The sequence below is a fragment of the uncultured Dokdonia sp. genome (assembly GCF_947492535.1).
Lineage (GTDB): Bacteria > Bacteroidota > Bacteroidia > Flavobacteriales > Flavobacteriaceae > Dokdonia.
In genome coordinates this window covers 1-483 of the sequence record NZ_CANLNH010000046.1, presented here as the reverse complement: position 1 = coordinate 483, position 483 = coordinate 1, and the positions used below count along the sequence as shown (strand labels likewise).

At 33.5% G+C, this 483-nt stretch carries 1 pseudogene; it reads right to left on the bottom strand.

Going from position 1 to position 483, the window contains the following annotated elements:
* Window positions 1–270: 270 nt before the first annotated feature.
* A pseudogene (locus Q1A60_RS21480) lies at window positions 271–483 on the bottom strand (IS110 family transposase); the annotation flags it as partial.

Below are 483 nucleotides of genomic sequence, written 5' to 3'. Positions count from 1 at the left end.
TCCTATGAAAAGCCTTAGTCCAGTTCTTTAAAGATAGTTAATATTTTATTTTCTTACTTAAATCACTTTTTCTCTTTTTAATATAACTTGCTCCGCATCCTATATGTGATCGATTCTTTTATGAAACGTCACCAGCATCTGTATGATTATAAGTTATAATAAACTCGGTCACTTGCTATAAAAATGTGATACTATTTATACAATAGTTCACCCACGTTGTTTTGTAATACGAGTTTTAAATTTTATGAGCTTTGTTATGGTTTCTTTTTATCATGATATCACCCCTATCGTATAAGGGGTCTCTGTCTTTATAACTGCTAATGTTCTACTTAGTAGTTTTCTTGCTACTTTTATAATAATACTCTTAACATTCTTGCCTGTATGTTTACGGTAATAAGCCTGCATTACTGGGTCTGCTCGGATCGCTTGCCAAGAAGCTTCTACAAAGTAGCTCCGCATCAATCGATGTGCCCGAGGTGTAAT